This is a genomic window from Paenibacillus sp. AR247 (assembly GCF_002968895.1).
GTDB classification, from domain to species: Bacteria; Bacillota; Bacilli; order Paenibacillales; family Paenibacillaceae; genus Paenibacillus_AQ; species Paenibacillus_AQ favisporus.
The window spans coordinates 250,259-255,732 of sequence record NZ_PCZT01000024.1 but is presented as its reverse complement, the minus strand read 5'-3'; the positions used below and the strand labels follow the sequence as shown (position 1 = coordinate 255,732).

6 protein-coding genes and 1 pseudogene are annotated in these 5,474 nt (G+C 56.2%); 6 read left to right on the top strand and 1 reads right to left on the bottom strand.

What is annotated here, in order from left to right; all coding sequences use genetic code 11:
- The 6 genes and pseudogenes from CPT76_RS32060 to CPT76_RS32035 form a co-directional block, all read left to right on the top strand.
- Positions 1-663 (top strand): response regulator transcription factor (locus tag CPT76_RS32060; RefSeq protein ID WP_258169017.1); only part of this gene is annotated, 663 nt, incomplete at its 5' end.
- Positions 664-675: 12 nt separating this feature from the next.
- On the top strand, positions 676-1,104 hold the full coding sequence (locus CPT76_RS32055) for a hypothetical protein (protein ID WP_105445764.1): 429 nt from the start codon (positions 676-678) through the stop codon (positions 1,102-1,104).
- Between the two features lie 63 nt (positions 1,105-1,167).
- Complete coding sequence (locus CPT76_RS32050) at positions 1,168-1,764, top strand: sensor histidine kinase (RefSeq protein ID WP_105445763.1); 597 nt, start codon at positions 1,168-1,170, stop codon at positions 1,762-1,764.
- Positions 1,765-1,954: 190 nt separating this feature from the next.
- Positions 1,955-2,749 (top strand): annotated as a pseudogene (locus CPT76_RS32045) (ABC transporter ATP-binding protein).
- Between the two features lie 28 nt (positions 2,750-2,777).
- On the top strand, positions 2,778-3,905 hold the full coding sequence (locus CPT76_RS32040) for an ABC transporter permease (RefSeq protein WP_105445762.1): 1,128 nt from the start codon (positions 2,778-2,780) through the stop codon (positions 3,903-3,905).
- 1 nt (position 3,906) lies between these two features.
- The gene (locus CPT76_RS32035; RefSeq protein ID WP_105445761.1) at positions 3,907-5,058 is read left to right on the top strand and encodes an ABC transporter permease; all 1,152 of its coding nucleotides are present in this window, start codon (positions 3,907-3,909) and stop codon (positions 5,056-5,058) included.
- A 60-nt stretch (positions 5,059-5,118) separates the two neighbouring features.
- On the opposite strand, the gene CPT76_RS40920 is transcribed toward CPT76_RS32035, so the two are convergent.
- On the bottom strand, positions 5,119-5,474 hold a 356-nt coding region (locus CPT76_RS40920), incomplete at its 5' end, for an alpha-glucosidase C-terminal domain-containing protein (RefSeq protein ID WP_258169016.1).

Below are 5,474 nucleotides of genomic sequence, written 5' to 3'. Positions count from 1 at the left end.
GTGGCGCTTCTGGACGTGCGGATGCCGAATATGAACGGGGTGGAAGCGACCAAAATATTGACCGAAGAGACCGGAACCAAGCCGCTGATCCTGACGACCTTTGATGACGACGAATACATACTCGATGCGATCCGTTACGGCGCCAAAGGGTATCTGCTGAAGAACAATGACCCCGAGCGCATCCGGGATGCGATCAAGAGCGTGCACAGCGGCAATAACGTGCTGCAGGACGTGGTGCTGGATAAGCTGAAGTCAGTGATGGACGGACTGCCTGCGGGCCAGGGGAAAAGGACGGAAAGCAGTGCCCATCTGGAACATGGTGGAGCCCAGCAAGCGGGTATGCAGGAGGCTGGCGGGAAAGGAGCGTCTGCGAGCACGGGGAGTACATCTGGTCGGGGAACAGCGGGGGCATCGGGCACATCAGCGGCGCAGGTTAAGGGAGCCTCGTCTACCGATTACCCGTTTGACCGCAGCGTATTCACCGAGCGCGAGCTGGAGGTGATGTCCCTGATCGCCCAGGGGCTGTCCAACAAGGAAATTTCCAAGGAGCTGTTTATTTCGGAAGGGACGACGGCCAACTATATTACATCGATCCTGAACAAAACGGCGCTGTCGCACCGCACCCAGATCGCCATCTATTATTTGACCGGCAAGGTCCGGTAGGCGGCGGATTGTATGGAACTGTGGACTGTCGGCAACAAAACGATACTGCTGCTCTTTGTCGTGATCGCCACCTATTTTACGGCAGCCCAACCGGACCCGTGGATCGTGCTGCTGTTTCTCATTTACTCTGCACTGAATCTGGTGCTGCATATCGTGAAGGGCAGCCGGCTGAAGCAGGGAGCCATCGTGCTGATCGAGCTGTTTTTGATCGGCTGTGCGATGTATCATCCCTTTTTCACGCTGCTGCTGCCCTTCGGATGTTATGAGCTGGCCACGTTTTATCCCCGGAAGAACGGGGTCGTGCTCCTCGTCATCCTCATTCCGCTGATCTTCCTGCGGGATTCGATGATGGTTCTGTATATGTTCGTGGCCGCGTTGAGCTATTTCAATTATGTGCTGGTCCGGCCGTCGCCAGGAAGACGAAAACGAGCTGATACGTAAGGATATGCACCGGCTGGCCCGGAGCTTGACGAAAACAGGGACTTCGCCAGGGCCTCGGAATATATGGTCAAGCTGGAGGAACGTAGCCGGCTTACCCAGCAGATTCATGACGGGATCGGGCATGCCATGACCGGGGCCTTGATCCAGATGGAGGCCGCCAAGCGGCTGCTGCACAGCGACCCCCATACCGCGGAGAATCTCCTCCAGAACGCCATCGGCATCTCGAAGGAAGCCATCGAGGAAATCCGCCTCACGCTGAAGAACAACAAACCCCCTGTGGAACAGCTCGGACTAAGCCGCCTGAAAACGGCGGTTGAAGCCTTTAGCGGCAAAACGGGGATGATGACCTCTGTCGTTCATGACGGGAACATGGAAATCATCACCCCTCTCCAATGGAAGATCATCTATGAAAATGTGACCGAGGCGCTGACCAACAGCGCCAAGTATTCCGGGGCTACGTCGGTGCATGTGGAAATCCGCGTGCTGAACCGCTTCATCAAAGCGCTCGTCTCCGATAACGGCCAGGGCTCCTCCAAGATCGTTAAAGGCCTGGGCCTGATCGGCATGGAAGAGCGGACGGCATCCGTGAACGGCACGGTCATCGCCGACGGCTCCCAGGGCTTCACGGTCACCACGCTGATTCCGTACGGCAGGGAATGATAAATTTCATATGACAGGTCATGCCCCCACGGCAAAGACATGAATTTTCTCATGGATCAAGGATGAACTTATGCACTGACATAAGGTCATCCTTTTTTATTAAGATAAGAGCATCAAGACAGATGGAGCAGGCGAGATGGATGCCGCCCTGTCGATCTGTTAAAAGGACAACGAAACGGAGTGGGATGAAATGAACGTGCTTGATATTCGGGGGCTGACCAAAAATTCGGTGAATTCGTCGCCGTGGACAATATGTCGCTGACGGTAAGGGAAGGGGAAATCTTCGGCTTTCTCGGGGCCAACGGCGCCGGCAAAAGCACAACGATCAATATGGTATCCTCACTGCTGCGCCCGAGCAGCGGGGAAATCCGGATTTTGGACCGGGACATCACGAAGCAGAGCCGGTTCGCCAAGCTGAACCTGGGCATCGTGCCGCAGGATCTGGCGATCTATGAAGATATGACGGCCTATGAAAACGTGAGCTTCTTTGCCGGATTGTACGGTCTGCGCGGCACCCAGCTCAAAGAACGGACAGAGGAAGCGCTCGAATTTGTCGGCCTCAGCGACAAGGCCCTCGGTGCGGAATTTGAATGAATCGGGCTGCACGATTATTTATACGAGTCACTATATGGAAGAAGTCGAGGAAATCTGCTCGCGGATCGCCATTGTGGATCATGGCAAAATCATCGCCGAGGGCACGAAGGAGCAGCTGAAGTCAACGATTACCGACGTGAAAGACATCCGCATCGAAGTGAAATCGGCGCAGCCTGCGGCGGCAGGGGCGCTCAAAGCGATTCCGGGCGTGCGGACGGTGCTGCAGGAAGAGAACATGATCCGGATTCACAGCGACGCGGCGGTCGACAACCTGAACCGGATTCTGAAGCAGCTCATGGATGACGGCATGGAAATCCGCTCGGTGGAAGAACAGGAGCCCAATCTGGAGACGGTGTTTCTGACCTTGACCGGAAGAAATTTACGGGATTAATCGCTTAAGCGGGGAGGAGGTTCATGAGGTGAATATTTTATCGATTGCATTTAAAGAAATCAAACAGGATTTTCGGGATCGGCGCACACTGATTTTTATGCTTGGCTTTCCGATCATTCTAATGCTGATTCTAGGCCTTGCCCTGACGAACGCATTCAGCGGCGACTTGAGCGTCGGTGACCTGAAGGTGGTCGTGAAGGACACCACCGGAGGAGGACCGCTGTCCGAAGCGTTTGCTGCCTTTACCAAGGAGGCCGGAAAATCGGGGATCACGTTCGATTCGCTCCCGGTAGGGAAGAACGGCCGGACCGAAGTGGAGAACAACCGCTACGTGGATTATGTGGAGCTGAGCGGGCAGGGGATTTCCCTCTACGGCAGCAGCCGCAGTACGATTGAGAGCAATATTGTGCAGGGGATGCTGACGTCCTTTGCCGATAAGTACAATGCCGCTGCGGCGGTTGCGCAGACCGAGCCTGCACAGGTTCAGGCGGTGTTTGCGGGCGGAGCCGGATCGGATTACATCAAGGAACTATCGATCAACGCGGACCGGACGCCGGGGTCCATTGATTACTACGCGCTGGCCCTGACGGTAATGGTCGGTATGTGGGCGGCCATGCCGGCCGGAGGGCTGATCCAAAGGGAAATCTTGCGCGGAACGGCGGTGCGGCTGGTGACGGCGCCGGTACGCAAAAGCGAGATATTTGCCGGCAAGGTGCTGGGCGGCATCGCAACCAGTTTTCTGTGCGTGATCGTGATTTTCGTCTTCAGCAAGTACGTTTTCAAGGCGTATTGGGGGGAGCATATAGGCATCGTGCTGATCGTGCTTTTCTCGGAAGTGATCATGGCACTGAGCCTGGGCCTTGCCTTCAGTTATCTGCTCAAAGGCAGCGCGTCGCGGGGCATTATCTCTCTGATCGTTCAGCTGATGTCCTTCTTTGGGGGAGCGTACTTCCCGATCGGGGACGATTCTGGGGGAGGTATCATGGGATTTCTCGTGAATTTGTCCCCGATCCGCTGGGGAAATCATGGATTGACCCAGGTGATTTACGGAAACGACGTATCCGCCGCCTGGCCGGCGGTCGGACTTTATCTCGGCTTCGCCATATTGTTTCTGGGGGCATCCATCGCCGCCATGAGACGCAGGGAGGGATTGTAACATGTGGAAGGATATCTGGTTTTTGGTGACCCGGACGCTCCGGGCCACATTCCGCAAACGCAGCACGATAATTCTGTACTTCGGGCTGCCGATCGCCGGCATTCTGGCATCCCTGCTGCTCTATGGATCGCAGGGAACAACGGAGCTGCGGGTGGGCGTGGTCAACGGGGATGACGGGCAAACCATTGCGGCCGACACGGTTCGGTTTGTTCAAGGGCTGGACCATGTCAAGGTCGTGAACGTGACGCAGCAGGAGCTGCAGGATCAGCTCGCCGCAAGCGATCTTGACAGCGGGCTGATTATCGACTCCGGCTATTCGGAGAGCGTTCGGAGCGGCAGCCCGGACCATATTGCGATTCAGTCGGTGAAGGGCGCCCAGGTGACGGCCTATATGAAATCCATGCTCTACGGGTATATCGACAACGTGGCGGCCATGGGCAGAATTTCGGCCGGGAACGACGCGAAGTTCCAGAAGCTGTATGACCGCTACCGTTCGGCGGACTTCAAGGTCACCTCCGAGTCTGTCAATGACACGTCGACCACGAAGGAGATGTCCTACCAGTCCATCGGCTTTCTGCTGATGTTTATGATGACCTCGGCAGTGAGCTTGTCGGAGCTCATTCTTAAAAACCGGGAGAACCGCACGTACTTCCGGGTGCTGTCTTCACCGATTAACGCCAGGACGTACGTACTGGCCAACATCTTGATGAATCTGATCGTCATGCTGGCGCAGATCGTGATCGTCCTCTTCTTCATGCGCGTCGTGTTCCGGATCGATCCGGGCATGCCAGTGGCGCAGATGTTCGGCATCCTGCTGCTGTTCTCTTTGGTATCGGTGAGCGTTTCCCTGGTGATCGTGGCCTTCTCAAAGAGTACCGCCATGGCCGGCGCGCTTTCGAACCTGGTCGTGACGCCGACCTGCCTGCTCTCCGGCTGCTTCTTCCCGATCAGCATCATGCCGGATGCGATCCGCCGTGTGTCCGATTTCCTGCCGCAGAACTGGGTGCTGCAGTCGATCGAGAAGCTGCAGTCCGGCGCCGGCTTCGCCGGCGTATGGTTTAACCTGTCGATCCTGCTCGCCTTCGCGGTGGNGTTTTTCCTGATCGCGACCTATAAGTTCGGCCGAAACAACGATACGCGAAACTTTGTCTAAAGTTAAGCATAATTGTAAAAAATAAGGGACCCAGGCTTCGTACCTGGGGTCCCTTATTTTTTATTTGTCCGCTTTCAGCATGGCGCAGCCGTATGCCGGCAGCTTCACTTCAAGCTTGCCTTGGCGGGCAGCAGCGGCTTGGCCTGTGCGGATATCCGTCCAGCTTGATTCCTCCACCTCGACCGAGAGGGTGTCCTCTTGGGCCGAATTGTTCATGAGAATGACGATCTTGTCGTTCTCGTCCTCGCGGGAGTAAGCCAGCTGCGTGCTTCCTTCCTCTGCGGACAGGAACGTCAGTCTTCCGGTGCGGAGCGCGCCATACTGATGGCGCAAAGCGATCAGGTCCTTATAGAACGCCAGCAGGTCCTGGTCCTGCTTGGCAGCATCCCACTGCATACACTGGCGGCATTCCGGGT

Excerpts from the sequence above, each read along its gene's own strand:
- CPT76_RS32055 (WP_105445764.1), top strand. The coding sequence starts at position 676 with ATGGAACTGTGGACTGTCGGCAACAAAACGATACTGCTGCTCTTTGTC.
- CPT76_RS32050 (WP_105445763.1), top strand. The coding sequence starts at position 1,168 with ATGGTCAAGCTGGAGGAACGTAGCCGGCTTACCCAGCAGATTCATGAC.